The sequence below is a fragment of the Actinomyces sp. oral taxon 849 str. F0330 genome (assembly GCF_000239715.1).
GTDB classification, from domain to species: domain Bacteria; phylum Actinomycetota; class Actinomycetes; order Actinomycetales; family Actinomycetaceae; genus Actinomyces; species Actinomyces johnsonii.
The window spans coordinates 132,643-149,293 of record NZ_JH470351.1 but is presented as its reverse complement, the minus strand read 5'-3'; the positions used below and the strand labels follow the sequence as shown (position 1 = coordinate 149,293).

17 protein-coding genes are annotated in these 16,651 nt (G+C 67.4%); 10 read left to right on the top strand and 7 right to left on the bottom strand.

From position 1 onward, the window contains the following. Positions 1-64 precede the first annotated feature (64 nt). From HMPREF0975_RS06490 to HMPREF0975_RS06470, 5 genes are all read left to right on the top strand, one after another. Positions 65-1,249 (top strand): acetate/propionate family kinase, encoded by a 1,185-nt coding sequence (locus tag HMPREF0975_RS06490; protein ID WP_049939542.1) that lies wholly within the window; start codon positions 65-67, stop codon positions 1,247-1,249. A 176-nt stretch (positions 1,250-1,425) separates the two neighbouring features. Continuing rightward, on the top strand, positions 1,426-2,610 hold the full coding sequence (locus HMPREF0975_RS06485; RefSeq protein ID WP_332248271.1) for an ABC transporter ATP-binding protein: 1,185 nt from the start codon (positions 1,426-1,428) through the stop codon (positions 2,608-2,610). Positions 2,611-2,703: 93 nt separating this feature from the next. After that, a complete protein-coding gene (locus tag HMPREF0975_RS06480) occupies positions 2,704-3,597 on the top strand; it encodes an ABC transporter permease (RefSeq protein ID WP_009233336.1) in 894 nt (297 codons plus the stop codon). A 32-nt stretch (positions 3,598-3,629) separates the two neighbouring features. Beyond that, on the top strand, positions 3,630-4,958 hold the full coding sequence (locus HMPREF0975_RS06475) for a sensor histidine kinase (protein WP_009233335.1): 1,329 nt from the start codon (positions 3,630-3,632) through the stop codon (positions 4,956-4,958). Next, positions 4,955-5,674: a response regulator transcription factor gene (locus HMPREF0975_RS06470; RefSeq protein WP_009233334.1), complete on the top strand. Its 720-nt coding sequence runs from the start codon at positions 4,955-4,957 to the stop codon at positions 5,672-5,674. Before HMPREF0975_RS06475 ends, HMPREF0975_RS06470 begins: the two co-directional genes overlap by 4 nt. 15 nt (positions 5,675-5,689) lie before the next feature. On the opposite strand, the gene HMPREF0975_RS06465 is transcribed toward HMPREF0975_RS06470, so the two are convergent. Both HMPREF0975_RS06465 and HMPREF0975_RS06460 read right to left on the bottom strand, forming a co-directional pair. Next, entirely contained in the window at positions 5,690-6,199 is a 510-nt protein-coding gene (locus HMPREF0975_RS06465) for a GtrA family protein (RefSeq protein ID WP_009233333.1), read from the bottom strand. Positions 6,200-6,314: 115 nt separating this feature from the next. Continuing rightward, the gene (locus HMPREF0975_RS06460; RefSeq protein WP_009233332.1) at positions 6,315-6,881 is read right to left on the bottom strand and encodes a ribonuclease H family protein; all 567 of its coding nucleotides are present in this window, start codon (positions 6,879-6,881) and stop codon (positions 6,315-6,317) included. 135 nt (positions 6,882-7,016) lie between these two features. Here HMPREF0975_RS06460 and HMPREF0975_RS06455 point away from each other — a divergent pair, with 135 nt between their 5' ends. The 3 genes from HMPREF0975_RS06455 (at position 7,017) to HMPREF0975_RS06445 (ending at position 9,851) form a co-directional block, all read left to right on the top strand. Further along, positions 7,017-8,735 carry a sodium:solute symporter family protein gene (locus tag HMPREF0975_RS06455; RefSeq protein ID WP_009233331.1) on the top strand — a complete coding sequence of 573 codons (1,719 nt, stop codon included), beginning with the start codon at positions 7,017-7,019 and terminating at the stop codon, positions 8,733-8,735. A gap of 30 nt (positions 8,736-8,765) precedes the next feature. Then, positions 8,766-8,996, top strand: coding sequence for a hypothetical protein (locus HMPREF0975_RS06450; RefSeq protein WP_009233330.1), 231 nt, complete (start codon positions 8,766-8,768; stop codon positions 8,994-8,996). 162 nt (positions 8,997-9,158) lie between these two features. After that, positions 9,159-9,851: a DUF6891 domain-containing protein gene (locus HMPREF0975_RS06445; protein ID WP_009233329.1), complete on the top strand. Its 693-nt coding sequence runs from the start codon at positions 9,159-9,161 to the stop codon at positions 9,849-9,851. A gap of 352 nt (positions 9,852-10,203) precedes the next feature. On the opposite strand, the gene HMPREF0975_RS06440 is transcribed toward HMPREF0975_RS06445, so the two are convergent. Both HMPREF0975_RS06440 and HMPREF0975_RS06435 read right to left on the bottom strand, forming a co-directional pair. Beyond that, the gene (locus tag HMPREF0975_RS06440; RefSeq protein ID WP_009233328.1) at positions 10,204-10,470 is read right to left on the bottom strand and encodes an HPr family phosphocarrier protein; all 267 of its coding nucleotides are present in this window, start codon (positions 10,468-10,470) and stop codon (positions 10,204-10,206) included. 169 nt (positions 10,471-10,639) lie between these two features. Then, a complete protein-coding gene (locus HMPREF0975_RS06435; protein WP_009233327.1) occupies positions 10,640-11,764 on the bottom strand; it encodes a GuaB3 family IMP dehydrogenase-related protein in 1,125 nt (374 codons plus the stop codon). A gap of 135 nt (positions 11,765-11,899) precedes the next feature. Here HMPREF0975_RS06435 and HMPREF0975_RS06430 point away from each other — a divergent pair, with 135 nt between their 5' ends. Then, positions 11,900-12,682 carry an exonuclease domain-containing protein gene (locus tag HMPREF0975_RS06430; RefSeq protein ID WP_009233326.1) on the top strand — a complete coding sequence of 261 codons (783 nt, stop codon included), beginning with the start codon at positions 11,900-11,902 and terminating at the stop codon, positions 12,680-12,682. Between the two features lie 33 nt (positions 12,683-12,715). Here the strand turns inward: HMPREF0975_RS06430 and guaB are convergent, their stop codons facing one another. Next, complete coding sequence (gene guaB, locus HMPREF0975_RS06425) at positions 12,716-14,278, bottom strand: IMP dehydrogenase (RefSeq protein WP_009233325.1); 1,563 nt, start codon at positions 14,276-14,278, stop codon at positions 12,716-12,718. Between the two features lie 380 nt (positions 14,279-14,658). Between guaB and HMPREF0975_RS06420 the strand changes: the two genes are divergently transcribed. Then, complete coding sequence (locus tag HMPREF0975_RS06420) at positions 14,659-14,961, top strand: WhiB family transcriptional regulator (protein WP_003781130.1); 303 nt, start codon at positions 14,659-14,661, stop codon at positions 14,959-14,961. A 182-nt stretch (positions 14,962-15,143) separates the two neighbouring features. On the opposite strand, the gene groES is transcribed toward HMPREF0975_RS06420, so the two are convergent. Further along, the gene (gene groES / locus HMPREF0975_RS06415) at positions 15,144-15,440 is read right to left on the bottom strand and encodes a co-chaperone GroES (protein ID WP_009233324.1); all 297 of its coding nucleotides are present in this window, start codon (positions 15,438-15,440) and stop codon (positions 15,144-15,146) included. Between the two features lie 250 nt (positions 15,441-15,690). Further along, complete coding sequence (locus HMPREF0975_RS06410; RefSeq protein ID WP_009233323.1) at positions 15,691-16,503, bottom strand: SanA/YdcF family protein; 813 nt, start codon at positions 16,501-16,503, stop codon at positions 15,691-15,693. Between the last annotated feature and the right edge of the window lie 148 nt (positions 16,504-16,651).

Below are 16,651 nucleotides of genomic sequence, written 5' to 3'. Positions count from 1 at the left end.
AGCCAGCCGCTCTCCACCAGATACGCCCACCCTCACTCCCATGACTGTTCTTGAAAGGCACCCCGTGACTCAGCGCACTGTCCTCGTTATCAACTCCGGCTCCTCCTCCATCAAGTATCAGTTAGTGGACCCCGACTCCGGAGCCTCGCTCGCCTCCGGCCTGGTGGAGCGCATCGGCGAGGAAACCGGCGCCATCACGCACAAGCACGGCGAGGAGCGCACCGAGATCACCGAGCCGATCCCCGACCACGGCTACGGCCTGTCCGAGGTGCTGCGCCTGTTCAAGCAGCAGGGTCCCTCACTGGCCGACGCCCACATCGTTGCCGTGGGGCACCGCGTCGTCCAGGGCGGGCGCTATTTCTCGGGCCCGGCCCTCATCGACGATGAGGTCGTGGCCCGCATCGAGCAGCTCGTGCCGCTGGGCCCGCTGCACAACCCCGCCCACCTCAAGGGCATCGAGGTGGGCCGCCGCCTCCTGTCCGACGTGCCGCACGTGGCCGTGTTCGACACCGCCTTCTTCCAGAATCTGCCCGAGGAGGCCGCCCGCTACGCCTTGGACCGAGAGGTCGCTGACACCTACTCCATCCGTCGCTACGGGGCTCACGGCACCAGCCATCAGTTCGTCTCCGGGGCGGTCTCCGAGCTCCTGGGACGCGACGACCTCAAGCAGGTCGTCCTGCATCTGGGCAACGGAGCCTCGGCCTCGGCGGTCGTGGCCGGGCGCGCCGTGGACACCTCCATGGGCCTGACCCCGTTGGAAGGCCTGGTCATGGGCGGGCGCACCGGAGACATTGACCCGGCCGCCGTCTTCCACCTGGCTCGCGTGGCCGGCATGTCGATCGATGAGATCGACCACCTGTTCAACCGCGGCTCGGGCATGAAGGGCCTGGCCGGGGACAATGACATGCGAGAGGTGTGGAAGCGCATCGGCGCCGGCGAGCAGGAGGCCCGCGAGGCCATGGACATCTACCTGCACCGCCTCGTGAAGTACGTGGGCGCCTACACCGCCGTCATGGGGGGCCTGGACGCACTGACCTTCACCGCCGGTATCGGTGAGAACGACGCCAATCTGCGCCGCGAGCTCGGCGAGCGCCTGGCCTACATGGGCGTGGAGATCGATCCCGAGCTCAACGCCGTCCGCTCCGACGAGCCGCGCGTCATCTCCACCCCGGACTCGAAGGTCACGGTGCTCGTGGTGCCCACCAATGAGGAGCTCGCCATCGCCCGCCAGTCGCTCACCCTCATCTGAACTGTCTTCCGAGAAACCGGGAGGGCTCTTCTCGGGCCCTCGCGGACCGGGACGCCTCCGCGCGGTGCCGCAGTCGCCCCCTCAGGGCCGACTGCGGCACCGCGTTCGTCCCCCGAGGGGGACAAATAGGATGAGACCGATGCGCTCATAGGAGCTCATCCATTTGTATGATGCCCATGAGCACCGCACCTCCGACTGCATCGTTCAGCTCCTCGATGACAGCCACGGCGACCGCACCACCAACGATCGGCCTTCCCGAGCCGGAGATCGTATCCACCTCTGCGGCCGACTCCGCTACCGGTCCGGTGATGAGCCCCGCCGATCATTGCGTTTCGCCCCCGGTGCCTGCGGCCGCTTCTCCTGCGAGTCCGCATCTTGTCGCTCTCACCGCCCCTGAAGCCATTCCGGTCCCGACCAGAGAGATCGCGGTGACCACCGACGGCCTGACCCGCTCCTACAACGGCATCAACGCCGTCGACGGGGTGAACCTGCGGGTGCCCACCGGCGGCATCTACGGGCTCCTCGGCCCCAGCGGAGCCGGCAAGTCCACCATTCTGAAGCTCCTGGTAGGACTGACCCGACCGACGTCGGGCCGCATGAGCATCCTGGGCCACCCCGTCAGCCCCCGCCATCCCCCGCCACCGGGAGCGATCGGCTCCCTCATCGAGGGCCCCTCCTACTACCCGGGTCTGACTGGCCGGGAGAACCTCACCATGATGGCCTCCTACCTGGGGCTGCCGAGCAGCCGGGTCACGTACGTCCTGGCCGGCGTCGACCTGTCCGGGCATGAGAACAAGCGGGTCAAGCACTACTCCACGGGCATGAGGCAGCGCCTCGGGCTGGCCATGGCGCTTCTGGCCGATCCGCCCCTCATCGTCCTGGACGAGCCCACCGACGGGCTCGACCCGGCAGAGGCGGCCGAGATCCGCGGGCTCATCGTCACTCTGGCCCGTCGGGAGGGGAAGACGATCATCGTCTCCTCCCGTTTCCTGTCCGAGATCGGGCAGATGGCAGACACCGTCGGTGTCATCCGCGCCGGGCGACTGCGCTACCAGGGCCCTCTGTCCGGGCTGCACGACGACGGCGTCATCGAGATGACCGTTTCCGCACCCACGGCGGTCTCCACCCTCCTGACCTCCCTCGGAGTGCCCCACGAGGTCCACGATGCCGTGGTGCGCACCGCCATGATGTCCGACAACGCCATCGGCGAGCTCATCACCAGCATCGTCACCTCCGGCACAACCGTCTACCGGGTCCAGACCGTGCGCAGGACCCTGGAGGAGGCCTTCCTGGAGTTGACAGACCCGCCCTCCCCCGTCACCCAGCCGCTCACGGCCACCCGTGAAGCCTGGCCGCCCTGATCGGGTTGGTTGAGGTGGTTGAGCCGGCCGCGCCGGCAGCAGGTGGCTGACCCTCCTCTTCTGCGCCATTATTGTCCATAAGGAAAACTACCGATGAGCACCGCCGCACCGTCCAAGCACCTCGCTGCGAGGCAGCCCATGCAGCCACTACAGTCCACGTCGTTCCCTCTCCGCGCCCCCGATCTCCTCACAACGCCGTCACAACCGCCCGCCTCCGCATCGCAGACCACTCCCGCAGAGTCTCGCCGCCCCTCGGTACGTGCCGCCTGGTACTGGGAGAACCGCAAGGCCCCCAACCGGTGGTACTGGGCTGCCGTCACCGTGCTGTGCACCATGGCCTGCTTGTCCGGCTACCTGCAGTACCGCACCCACCAGGGCGATTTCCAGTCCCAAGACCTCACCTGGGGCATCATCTGGTCGCAGTCCACACTGATGCTCTCCATGTGGCTCCTGCCGCTGGCGCTGGGCGGCTTCGCGGCGCAGATCGCCGTCGGCGAGCACCAGGGGCGCAACTGGCAACGAATGAGCGCCAACCGTCTGGAGACGGCCATGGTCGCGGGCAAGCTGCTCCACGGGCTGCAGGTCGCGGTCGCCACCACCGCGATCCTCGTCCTGACCACCACTCTCACCGGTCTCATGGCCGGCTTCGGACTACCGGACCTGACCTCCTACCTGCCCCGATTCGGTGCGGTTGCGCTGGGCATGTGGGTCATCCTTACCCTCGTCACATGGCTGGGAGCCGTCCTGAGGTCCTTCACCACCACGATGACCACTGTGGTCCTGGGAACGATCGCGGGGACGGCGATGTTCCTGACGGCCCAGCCGCTGAGCGTCCTCAACCCCATGATCGCACTGACCCGGGCAACCGCCTCCCTGAATCCCGGGGCCATTGCCTCACCGGACTCGGCCGCCTCCGACAGCCTCATCAGCGTGGCTTGGGTGACGCTCTTCGCCATCTCCCTGCTCCAGACGGTCAGGCGGCGGTGAGATAACGGTGAAACGCAGATGAGACGCCAGTCATGAGCAGCACATCCATCGAGCGGCTCCCCGAGGCAGGGCCCAGGGTCCCGCGCACACGCCTGGATCGCATCGCCGAGTGGTACCGCGCCAGCCCCGTGGGGACGTGGGGTGTCGTCGTCATGAACGCTGTGATCCAGACCTCCTTTATCGTGCTCACCATATGGTTGGGCTTCAGCGTCCTCACAGTCAGGATCGTACTCGGCGTGGTGACTGGCCTGTCCTTGATCTGGCGACGGCGTTGGCCACTGATGATCGTCATCATCAACAACGTGGCCCTCATGATCAAGATGATCAAGAGTGACTCCGGAGAGTTCCTCCTCCCGCTGCTGATCGCGGTCTACACCCTGATCGCCATCGCGAGCATCCGCCAGCGGCTCCTGGGCATTGCCGCCACTCTGGTCTTCATGTTCATCCCCTATCTCGCATCGTTCAACGGGCCACTGCCGGGGCTCATGAAGGAGAGGGTGCCGCTGTCGGACTTCATGTGGGAGGGCGGACTCCTCATCGCCGTGCTCACCGTGGCATCGATCTCCCGCTCGCATCGGGAGTCCCTAGAGCACGGGGACACCCAGCTCGCCTCCCACACGGCCGAGCAACAGCTCGTGGTGCAACGCGATGCCGCGCGGTACCAGGCCCGAGTGGCCGCCGAGCTCCACGACTCCGTGGGCCACTCCCTCACTGCGATCATCGCCCTGTCCGAGGGGCTGCACGGTGCCAGTGGTATCCCGGATGTCGACGAGGCCATCGACCTGGTCAACTCCCTGGCCCGCGACGGCCTGGCCGACACACGAAACGCGGTTGCCTCGTTGCAGTCCTCACCAGCCCTCCTCGACGACTTCGGATCCGGCGCGGTGACCAGCCCGCGCTCGGAAGTCGTCGCAGACGTACGCGGCTGGGATCAGCTGGGGGACCTGCTGACCACGGTACGAGCGACCGGCCTCAGCGCGGCCCTGACCGAGACCGGCCGGCGCCCCAGTAACACGGCCGTGGGCCGAGCACTCGGGGAGCTTGTCTACATCGTCATCCGGGAGGCTCTCACCAACGTCATGCGGCACGCCGAGGGCGCCACGCGTGTTGTCGTCTCCCTGGACCACACCGGCTCATCCACCCGGGTCACCGTATCCGATGACGGACAGGTCACCGTCCACGCCGACTCCTCGCAGGACTCCCATGAGCCATCGACCGGCCACGGACTGACCAATCTGGCCTCCGTGATCCAAGAGCGTGGCGGTGCGCTTGAGGTCGGCCCCAGCATCGCCCCAGGATCCGGCGGGTGGGTGCTGCGTGCCGTCGTCCCGGTCTACGTTCCTATTCAGGAGGGAGCATGACACCTATCTGCTCTCCTTCCTCCCCGCTCCCCCTGGGGCGTCCTGCCCCGATCGGGGTCATGATCGTCGATGACCAGAGGGCGACCCGCATGGGTCTGTCGCTCATCATCAACCGGGCCGACGACCTGAAGGTCGTGGCCGAGGCGGTCCATGGCCAGGACGCCCTCGACCAGCTCGTCGTCCTGTTTCAAGAGCGCCGGCCGCTTCCCGACGTCGTCCTCATGGATGTGCGTATGCCGGTTCTCAACGGGATCGACGCCACAGCGCGCATCACCCAACTCTACCCCTCGATCCGGACACTGGTGCTGACCACCTACGACCAGGACGAGTTCGCCTTCGGGGCGCTGTCCGCGGGCGCCTCGGGCTTCCTGCTCAAGGACACCCGCACGGCCGAGCTCCACCAGGCGCTGCGGGCGGTCAACTCCGGGGACGCGATCCTCACCCCGCGCATCACCCGCGAGCTGCTCAACCGGCACATGCTCAGGCCCGTCGCCTCACCCCAACAGCGCGCGGCGCGGCGACGTCTCAACCATCTCAGCCCGCGTGAACGAGAGGTGTCCGAGCTGGTGGCCGAGGGACTGACGAACGCGGAGATCGCTCAGCGACTCGTCCTGGCCCCGGACTCGGTCAAGAAGAACGTCACCCGGATTCTGACCAAGCTGGACCTGCGCGACCGGGTCCAGCTCGTCATCCTCATGCGCGACGCCCAGTCCTGAGCCGTAGTCGGCTCCTCAGGCCGCTGTCGCCAGAGCCTGCACCGGTACGGGCCGCTCTGCCGGGGCCGGAGCCCGGTAGACGAGGCGGGACTGGGCCAGGTAGTTGACGATGAAGAGCGTGGAGTCCACCAGCACCTTGGCCAGCCACAGGGGCGCCCCTGCCCCGGCGAGGACCGCGATACCGGCGTACGACGTCGCCGCGACCCCGCCCTGAACCGCCGCATAGCCGCCGGCCGAGCGCCAGAAAGTCTCCGGAGCAGCCCGGAACAGGCGCCGGTTGAGCAGGAATCCCAGGGTGCAGGAGACAACCCGGGCTCCGACGACGGCGTAGAGGACCGAGCCGGTCAGCGAGTTGAGGATGAGCACCAGGGCGTAGTCGATCGTCCAGCCGGAGAAGGACACGGCGGCGAAGAGGACAACCGTCGGAATGCGAGAACGCAGGCTCGCCAACCGGTTCAGGACGGTGGGTCGGGAGAAGGGAAGGTCGGCCGATGCGGGGAGGGCGGGGCTCGTCGTCGTCGTCATGGCGATAAGCCTGGCTGCAGGCCTCATGCCACCTGTTTGACGTGCCTGTGCTGTTCCTGTGAGGGTGTGCGGTGATGGTTCCGGGGAACGGGGAAGAGGCCTCCGGAGCCGCGACTCAGAACAGGGCGTCGGTCCGCGGCGCGCCGCCAGGAGCGCTCGACGGCGCCGCGTCCAAGACCACGTCGGGTGCCGCTTCCTGTGCACGGCCTGCCCGGGTCCAGCCGGGTCCGGAGGGCACCGGGCGACCCTGCTGGTAGGCGGTCGCGGCGCCGCGGGCCCGAGAGTCGGCGGCCTCGTTCATGGGATGGCCGACGTGCCCGCGCACCCACTCGAAACGCACCGTGCGGCCCGCGAGCGCGGCGTCGAGGTCCTTGACGAGGTCGGCGTTGAGGACCGGCTTGCCGTCGGCCTTGCGCCAGCCGCGTTTCTTCCACCCGTGGCGCCACTTGGTCAGGGAGTTGATGACGTACTGGGAGTCGCACTGAATGAGGAGCTCCTCGCCGGCGAGTCCAGCGGCCTCGGTGGCCCGCAGGAGTTCCAGGACGGCGGTGAGCTCGCCGCGGTTGTTGGTCGAGCTCTCCCAGCCTCCGGCGGCCCAGCAGTCATCGTCCACGTACCAGGCCCAGCCGGCCGGTCCCGGGTTACCCAGGGAGGAGCCGTCGGCAGCAGCAATCAGAGTCATGGAAAGCACTCTACCCAGCGACGCCGATGGCCCCGGGCAGGCACAATCATCTATGCCGATGTCGCCGTCGTGCTAGTCTGCCAAGCAGCAAGAATGAGCTTGCTCACCTGAAACAGATCCTCGAGAGGTACACAGATGTCCTCCACGCTGCACGCTCTGTCAGCCTCGTCAGCGTCATCCGGCACACTCATTGCCGCACGCTGGTACGACTACATCCCCATCGCCATCTACTTCGCCTTCGTCATCGGCGTCGGACTCATCGCCCGGTCCAAGGCCGCCACGGCGGACGGCTTCCTCACCTCTGGCCGTTCCCTGCCGGCCTGGGTGACCGGTATCGCCTTCGTGTCGGCGAACCTCGGCGCGGTCGAGATCATGGGAATGTCCGCCAATGGCGCCGAGTACGGCATGCCGACCTTCCACTACTTCTGGATCGGCGCGGTCCCGGCCATGATCTTCCTGGGACTGGTCATGATGCCCTTCTACTACGGCTCCAAGGTGCGCTCGGTACCCGAGTTCATGCTCAAGCGCTACGGCACCGCTGCCCACCTGGTCAACGCGCTCAGCTTCGCCCTGGCCCAGCTGCTCATCGCCGGCATCAACCTGTACCTGCTGGGCAAGATCATGAACTGGCTGCTGGGCTGGCCCCTGTGGGTGGGACTCATCGTCGCCGCAGTCATCGTCTTCTCCTACATCACCATGGGTGGGCTCTCCGCGGCGATCTACAACGAGGTCCTCCAGTTCTTCGTCATCGTGGCCGCGCTGCTGCCCCTGACCCTCATCGGCCTGCACCGCGTGGGCGGCTGGCACGGCCTGACCGACAAGATCACCGCCGCCGCCAAGCTCGCCGGCACCGACCCGGCCCAGCAGCTGCACTCCTGGCCCGGCAACTCGATCTCCGGCTTCGACTCCAATGTGATGTCGGTGATCGGCCTGGTCTTCGGCCTGGGCTTCGTGTTGTCCTTCGGCTACTGGACGACGAACTTCGTCGAGGTACAGCGGGCCATGGCCTCGGACTCGATCTCCTCGGCCCAGTCGACCCCGATCATCGGCACCTTCGTCAAGATGTTCGTACCCTTCCTCGTCATCATCCCGGGCATGGTCGCAGGCGTCCTGGTCACTGAGGTCCAGCAGCTCAAATCCGGGGCCAACACGAGCTACCAGTACAACGACGCGGTCCTCTACCTCATGCGCGACCTACTGCCCAACGGTCTGCTGGGCCTGGCGATCACGGGTCTGCTGGCCTCTTTCATGGCCGGTATGGCTGCGAACATCTCCGCCTTCAACACCGTGTGGGGCGTAGACATCTATCAGCACTACCTCAAGAAGGACGCCGACGACGCCCACTACCTCAAGGTCGGCAAGCTCTCGACCCTGACGGCCTCCGTGGTCGCAATCCTCACCGCGATCATCGCCGCGAGCTACTCCAACCTCATGGACTACCTCCAGATACTGTTCTCGATGTTCAACGCGCCGCTGTTCGCGACCTTCATCATCGGAATGTTCTGGAAGCGGGCCACGTCCCAGGCCGGTTGGACCGGGCTCGTCGGCGGAACCCTGGGCTCCCTGGTGGTCAACATCCTCATCAAGACCGGGACCCTGGTCATGCCGGGTCAGGGCGGCGCCTTCCTGGCGGCGGGTGTGGCCTTCACGGTCGACGTCGTCATCACGGTGCTGGTCTCCCTGTCCACTGAGCCGAAGCCCGACTCCGAACTCAAGGGCTTCGTCTACGCCCTGACCCCCAAGAGCGAGCGCACCGACCCGCACCTACACGAGCTGCCCTGGTACCGCCGTCCGATCCCGCTGGGGATCATCGCCGGGGCCCTGGTCATCACACTCAACAGCATCTTCCACTAGATCCGCCCGGACACACGAAGGAGAATACTCATGAGCAATCGTTCACTCACGGACATCCGGGCGGTCATCACCGGGGCACTGGGGCTCATCGGCCTGTACCTGGTGGTGTGCTCGGTTCTGTTCAACAGCGCCGACGAGATGGACAAGACCGGAGGCATCAACGCCAACCTGTGGGCTGGCCTGGGCCTGCTCGCCATCGCTGCCGGTATGGGCCTGTGGTGGTGGATCAAGCCGACCCCCTCTGGGGACGAGCAGGAATGAGCGCGCCTGAACCGGGCTGAGCCAGTCCCGTATCCGGTCCAGGGTCAGCCCGGCCATCAGAGTTATCCGGGCCAGAGCCCTTGGCAGCGAGAGGTGTCGTCTAGGGGCCGGGCAGAGCCGCCAAACCCCTTTTCGTCGGTGGTGATTGTTAGGGTCTCGACCATGACCGAACTGAACGCCCAGCCCGACGGACTGAGAATCCCCGACGAGCTGCTCAGGGGCGTGGTTGACCCCGAACTCGAGGAGTACATCCGAGACCTCGTCTGGATGCAACTCGTGCGCGGGAACGATTGCATCAACGACCACGCCTTCGAGATCGCCTCCGCGGTGGAGGACGCGGAGGGCGACGACACGCTGTCCGACGAGCAGTGCCGCGCCATCGCCCAGTACCTGATCGATGCGCGCCGCGCCCAGCAGGCGGGATTCGGGGATGTGCCCGCCACCAAGCTGGACCGCGCCTTTGAGGCGCTGCGGAGGGCCCACGTCGTCGCGGAGCAGGATTTCGCCTGCTGCAACACCTGCGGACACGCGGAGATCGAGGGCGGCCAGGGCGACCTGGGGTACGTGTTCTTCCACCAGCAGGACACCGAGGGCCTCGTGGAGAGCGGCAGCACCTACCTCAGCTACGGCATCTTCTGGCCCGCTCACATTAGCGAGGAGGAGTACAAGGCCCTGAACAACTCCCGACGCAAGGAGCTCTACGACGCCACGACCGTCAAACTGATGAGGACCATCGTCATCCCGATCCTCCAGGAACACGGCATCGGCGTCAGCTGGGAGGGAAACGTGGACACCCGCATCCTCCTCACCGGCGTCCAGTGGTACGTCCCGCTGCTCCCAGCGGGGCAGGGCTGAGGACGGGAGCCCAGCCCGGGAAGGGCCCCACGGGCTCGGGGCGAAACTTCTCCGTCAGGGCCGGCAGCTGGGCCAACAGTTCCGGCTGATTGAGTTCCCCGGACACGATCCACGGGTTCCTGCTCGTGCGCGGCTGGGTGGTGCGGCGGGGCTTCTCGCCGTCACTGAACCAGCCGGTTCGTCCAGACCTGCGACACCAGTCCCGTCAGTTCCAGGGCGACGACGGCCGCCACGATCCCCACTGCGATGTCCCGATGTCCACGGCACTGTCCGTCACGGGTGCTCCTGAGCGTCCCAACATGAACGGGGCGCGCCCCGCAGTGGAGCGCGCCCCGTCAGGCTGGGCCTGTTCTCAGGCGTCCAGGTCGGTCTCCAGGAGAGCCTTGAGCTCCTCGAGGGCGGCGTCAGCGCCGTCGGCGTCGGAAGCCAGGGTGACGACGTCGCCGAAGCCGGCGCCCAGAGTCATCACGCCGAGGATGGAGGAAGCGTCGACCGCAGCGCCGCCTTCCTTGGCGATGGTGACCGGGACGCCCTTCTCGGCGACGGCCTTGACGAAGGTGGCGGCGGGACGGGCGTGCAGACCGACCTTGGAAGCGATGGTGGCGGTGACCTGGGCCATGTGAAGCTCCTTATGACACATGTGGGGGCTAACGGCACGGGAACCGGACATGGCCCCGCACCGGTGTGAGCAGCGCGACGGCTGCCGTCTCGGCCGAGACTACCCGAGATCATGGCTCAGTTGCACTGTTCCGACCCTCAGAAACACCGCCGGGCATGGCGGGGTCCGCTCAGGAACCCGCATAGGGGGCCAGAACGACCTCGACCCTCTGGAGCTCCTTGACGTCAGCGTAGCCGGTGGTGGCCAAGGTGCGACGCAGGGCACCCATGATGTTGAGGGTACCGTCGGCGCGGTCGGAAGGACCGTTGAGGATCTCCGCCATAGTGCCAACCGTGCCCACATGGCTGCGGAAGCCCCGTGGCAGGCGCTCGTGGCGGGCCTCGGCACCCCAGTGGTAACCGCCGCCGGGAGCCTCCTCGGCCCGGGCGAGGGCGGCACCGAGCATGACGGCGTCGGCGCCGCAGGCGATGGCCTTGACGACATCGCCGGAGTTTCCCACCGAGCCGTCGGCGATGACGTGGACATAGCGCCCCCCGGACTCATCGAGGTAGTCGCGCCGGGCCCCGGCGACATCGGCCACGGCGGTGGCCATGGGCATGTGCAGGCCCAAGACCTGGCGCACCGACGAGGAGGCGCCGCCGCCCTGCCCCACGAGAACCCCGGCCGCGCCAGTGCGCATGAGGTGGAGGGCGGCAGTGTAGGTAGTCACCCCGCCGACGACCACGGGCACGTCGAGCTCGTAGATGAAGCGCTTGAGGTTGAGGGGCTCAACGGCTCCGGAGACGTGCTCGGCCGACACGAAGGAGCCGCGGATGACCATGAGGTCCACGCCCGCCTCGACGACGGTGCGCCAGTGCCGTTGCGTCTGGGCGGGGCTGAGCCGCCCGGCGACGACGACGCCGGCGGCGCGGATCTGCATGAGCCGCTCGGTGATGAGCTCGGGGCTCACGGGTGCGCGGTAGACCTCCTGCAGAACGCTGGTGGCCCGGGACGGGGCCGCCTGACGGATGCGTTCGAGGGCCTCAGAGGGATCCTCGTAGCGGGTCCACAGGCCCTCCAGATCCAGCACGCCGATCCCGCCCAGGCGTCCGACCATGATGGCGGTCTCGGGGCTCATGACCGAGTCCATGGGCGATGCCATGACCGGCAGGTCCACGTGGTAAGCATCGATCTGCCAGCCCACGCGCACCTCGGAGGTGTCGCGGGTGCGACGAGCCGGCACCAGGGCGATGTCATCGAAGGAGTAGGCGCGCAGGGCGCGCTTGGAGCGTCCGATCTCGACCTCTGTGCTCATGGCCCGATCCTAGTGGGCCCAGCCCACATCTACCGGAGCGACCGGCCCCGTAGCAGAGAGACGCGACAGCGGACAACAGGCAGGGGCAACTTGGCAACTTACATAGGCGTCGCACCCCGGTGGCATGCTGGGGGCATGAGCACCCACCGGCCCGCCCCCGCATCCGACGCCGCCCCCGCCGCTTTCCCCGCCTGGCCCTTCGGTCCCCTGCTCGGTTTCGACACCGAGACCACCGGCGTGGACCCCGGCCAGGACCGCCTCGTCACGGCGGCGCTGGTCTGGCGCGGCGAGCGGTTGTCCGGCGGGGACAGGCGGCAGTCGGTGACCACCTGGCTCGCCGACCCCGGTGTGGAGATCCCCGAAGCGGCCTCCGCGGTCCACGGTGTGACCACCGAGCGGGCCCGGGCCGAGGGGAGGCCGGTGACCGAAGTGCTGGCGGAGGTGAGCGATCTTCTGGTGTCCGCGATGGCAGCAGGCACCCCGGTGGTCATCTTCAACGCCTCCTACGACCTGACGCTCATGGAGTCCGAGCTCGCCCGCCACGGCCTGCCCACGATCCGCGAGCGCCTGAATCGTGAGCCGGGTCCCATCGCCGATCCCCTGGTCCTGGACCGGGCCGTGGACCGTTACCGCCGGGGCAAGCGCCGCCTGGGCGACCTCTGCGAGGTCTACGGCATTCAGCTCGATGAGGCCCTGCACAGCGCGGATGTGGACGTGGCCGCCACCCTCGACGTGCTCGAGGCCCTGGCCACCGCGCACCCGCAGGTAGCGGCTCTCGGGCCGGAGGAGCTCGTGGCCTTCCAGGCCCGGGCCCACCGTCGCTGGGCCGAGTCCTTCAACGAGTGGCTGGCGCGCAAGAACCCCTCGCGTGCCCCGGCCCAGATCGCCTGGCCCCTGCCGGACTCCCCCGCGTGCTGAGCCGCTGAGCTCGCGGAGGAACGGCCCGCGGGCTCAGGCGCTGTCGCGCCCGGTGTAGTTGGGGGCCTCGACGGTCATCTTGACGTCGTGGGGGTGGGACTCCTTGAGTCCGGCGCTCGTGATACGCACGAACTGCCCGCGCTCCTTGAGCTCGGGGATCGTGCGCGCACCCACATAGAACATGGACTGGTGCAGCCCGCCCATGAGCTGGTAGACGACGTCGCCCAGCGCCCCGGAGTAAGGGACCTGGCCTTCGATGCCCTCGGGGACGATCTTGGAGTCGGAGGAGACATCGGCCTGGAAGTAGCGGTCCTTAGAGTAGGAGGTGCGCCCGCGCGAGCTCATGGCGCCCAGCGACCCCATACCGCGATAGCGCTTCCACTGCTTGCCGTTGACGAAGACGAGATCCCCGGGAGACTCCGTGCAGCCGGCCAGGAGGGAGCCGAGCATGACCGTCTCCGCACCGGCCACGAGGGCCTTGGCGATGTCCCCGGAGTACTGTAGTCCGCCGTCGGCGATGAGCGGGACACCGGCGGGGTTGCAGGCGCGGGCGGCCTCGTAGATGGCCGTCACCTGGGGCACGCCCACGCCGGCCACGACGCGGGTGGTGCAGATGGAGCCGGGCCCCACCCCCACCTTGACGGCGTCGACCCCGGCGTCGATGAGCGCCTGGGCACCCTCACGGGTGGCGACGTTGCCGCCGATGACCTCGATGCCGCTGAAGGCGGAGTCGGACTTGAGGCGGGAGATCATCTCCAGCGCCAGCTTGGCGCCGCCGTTGGCGGTGTCGACGATGAGGACGTCCGCACCGGCCTCGGCCAGGGCTCCGGCGCGGTCCCAGGTGTCCCCCCAGTAACCGACTGCGGCGCCCACCACGAGGCGCCCCTCGGCGTCCTTGGTGGCGTTGGGGTACTGCTCGGTCTTGACGAAGTCCTTGACGGTGATGAGGCCGGTCAGGCGCCCCTCGGAGTCGACGAGGGGGAGCTTCTCGATGCGGTGCTCGGCCAGGAGAGCCTTGGCGTCCTCCCGCGAGATTCCAGTGGCTCCGGTGATGAGGCGCTCGCGCGGCGTCATGCACTCGCGTACGGTCAGGCGCGCCCAGCGCTCCGGCGGGACGAAGCGCAGATCGCGGTTGGTGATGATGCCCTGAAGGTTGCCGGCCGCGTCGACGACCGGCAGTCCCGAGACCTTGTAGTGGCCGCAGAGCTCGTCGAGCTGGGCGATGGTGGCCTCGGGCCCGACGGTCACCGGGTCGGAGACCATGCCGGACTCCGAGCGCTTGACGCGCCTGACCTGCTGGGCCTGCTCCTCGATGGACAGATTGCGGTGAAGGATGCCGATGCCGCCCTGACGGGCCATGGCGATAGCCATGTCCGACTCGGTGACGGTGTCCATGGCGGCTGAGAGCAACGGAGTGGCCAAGCTGATCCGCGGCGTCAGTCTGGAGGTCGTATCGACCTCGGAGGGGATGACGTCGGTCAGCCTGGGCAGCAGGAGCACGTCGTCGTAGGTGAGTCCGGTAGGGGCGAAGGCGTCAGGGCTGGTGATCGAGTCGCTCACGGGAACATCGTAAGACGACCCGAGCGCCCCGTGCATATCCCCCGCCCGTTCATCCGTCGCCTGCCCGGCACCGGGCGTCGGGCAGGGCCGAGGGGGCTTCCGAGCCGTCTCCGAGACCACGGCGACGACGTGACCTCCGCCCCAAACATAAAGCAAAAAATGAACGCGGAACGTTTCAGAAAAAAGATGTTCCACATGCATAAATCATTCACAAAACGTTTCTGCTATTCGAGTGCCACAATATGACGCACGTTTCCAGATAACCAGAACACGGATACTTCAGCAAATCTGGAGATAATTTCGTTGTGAGATAGAATGATTCTTCTTGATTAACGCCGCGCGCGATCTTATCGTTACGTATAGCGCATCAAGTTCGGTGTGCCCAACCGCCGTATCCAAAGGAGGGGAGGGAGGCAATGCACGACTCATCGCGTCTGCCCGGCCCGATCTCCACCCTCTGGGAGTGGCAGTACCGGGGGGCCTGTCTCGGCATGGATTCCTCGGTTTTCTTCCACCCCGAAGGAGAGAGAGGCGGTTCCCGTCGACGACGGGACGAACGAGCAAAGGCCATTTGTCAGGACTGCCCCGTCCTGGAAGAGTGCCGGGAGCACGCTCTAAGCACTCGCGAGCCCTATGGCGTCTGGGGAGGCATGAGCGAGGAGGAGCGGCGCGCTTACTACGAGCAGCAGGCTCGCCGTTTCGCCAACGAACCGGCCTGACGCTCCGCCCTGTTTCAGGGAATCGACAGCACAGACGTTCCCAGTTCACGTCCGGACATTCTTCCGGACGCGGCGCACACATGCAGCAGGCATATTGCGCACATGTGTTGAGGGGGAGGCACCATGCGGTGCCTCCCCCTCAACACGTTGCGGCGCCGTGCGGCGCGAGCAATTTCAGCGGATCACTTGGCGACGACCGCCAAGACGTCGCGGGCCGACAGGATCAGGTAGTCCTCACCGGCGTAGTTGACCTCGGTGCCCCCGTACTTGGAGTAGATGACGACATCGCCCTCGGCGACGTCGACCGGGACGCGCTTGCCGGAGTCGTCGACGCGGCCGGGGCCCACGGCTACGACCTTGCCCTCCTGGGGCTTCTCCTTGGCGGTGTCGGGGATGACCAGGCCGGATGCGGTGGTCTGCTCGGCCTCGAGGGTCTGGACGACGATGCGGTCCTCGAGCGGCTTGATGGAGATCGACATCGGAGACCTCCTCCTTCTCTTCAACGTGCAGTAGATCGGCTTGATCGCCCTCCCGAGGCGCGCCCGACCGCCGTCGCGGGTGCCGGTCCAGCACGAAGCAGGAGTGCGAGTCGCAGAAGGCGCCCGCCTGCGTCCCAGGACCAGTGCGAGCACTCCGCTGCGCCTGACGGAGAATCTACGACGGCGTTAGCACTCAGTCAACGCGAGTGCCAAAGCGCGGCGTCGGTTTCGCCGTGGGCGTCAGCCCTCGTCAGCGACGGTGCTCGCGGGTCCAGGCGATGGCCTCCCCCACGCTCGTCTCCCGGCGTCCCAGGGTCGGCTCGCGCCGGGAGACAACGTCGGCCACGGCCTTGATCGTGGCCGGACGCTCACGCACCCAGCTGACTGCCCAGGTGGTGCGGTCACCACGGGCCCGCGAGTCGCCGACGCCGTCGACGCTGACGCCGACCGTGCGGCAGATGGCGACCGCACGCGGCTCGTGGAAGTCCTGGGTCACGAGCAGGGCGCGTTCGATCCCGAAGATCCTGCGGGCCCGTACGCAGGTGTCGTAGGTGTCGAAGCCCGCGTAGTCCAGGGCGATCGCCTGGTGGGGGATTCCCTTGGAGACGAGGTAGTCGCGCATGGCGGTGGGCTCGTCGTAGCCGACGCGCCGATTGTCTCCGGATACCAGAATCGCCTCGACCCTGCCGCTGGTGTAGAGGTCGGCGGCGACATCGAGCCGGTAGGCCAGCCAGGGCGAGGGCCGCCCGTCGGCGTGCACGGCGGCTCCCAGCACGATCGCCACCGGAGCCCGTGCCGCGCCGTCATCATCGCTTTCACCGGCGACCTCGATATGCCCGGAGCTGACAGTCCAGGCCCAGATGCCGGCCCCGGCCGTGACGACGGTTAGAGCGCCGGCCAGGGAGAGAAGGACCAGTGTCAGCCGCCGCAGAAGAGCTCTACGACCACCTCCGGGACGAGAAGTCGGCTCCGGCTCCTCCCTGCCATGAGCACCGCGATCATCACCGCGGTCCGCGGTGTCAAAAGCGCTGGTAGCGCCGATCCGCGGCTCCTCATCAGCCATCGACTCCCCGCCCGTCCTTCCGTCCACCGTCGTGCGGCCCCGCCGGAGCGCGGGGCGTTACGCACAACACTACCCACCCGGCTCCCCGCCGGCTCTCCGGGGCCTCCTCGCACTCCACCCAGCGGACATCATGCGCATCGGCAGGTTC